We start from the raw sequence: 233 nt of genomic DNA on the forward strand, positions 1-233 counted from the left end.
CTGATCCACGTGATGGGCAACCTGGCCGATCCATCCCAGCTGGGTAGCGGCATCGCCGTGGCCTTCGTCGCCACTATCTATGGGGTGGCCAGTGCCAACCTGGTGCTGCTGCCGATCGCCGCCAAGCTGAAATCCGTTGCCGTGCGCCAGTCGCGTTACCGGGAAATGCTCCTCGAAGGCATCCTGTCGATCGCCGAAGGCGAAAACCCCCGCTCCATCGAGCTGAAGCTGCA

General features: G+C 63.1%; 1 protein-coding gene. It reads left to right on the forward strand.

Translation table 11 applies throughout. The annotated features are described in order from the left end of the window. The coding region (locus tag SB756_RS35785) for a MotA/TolQ/ExbB proton channel family protein (RefSeq protein ID WP_410913985.1) at positions 1 to 233 on the forward strand (233 nt) is incomplete at both ends.

Origin of the sequence: Pseudomonas sp. SIMBA_068 (genome assembly GCF_046534705.1) — a bacterium.
Classification (GTDB): domain Bacteria; phylum Pseudomonadota; class Gammaproteobacteria; order Pseudomonadales; family Pseudomonadaceae; genus Aquipseudomonas; species Aquipseudomonas putida.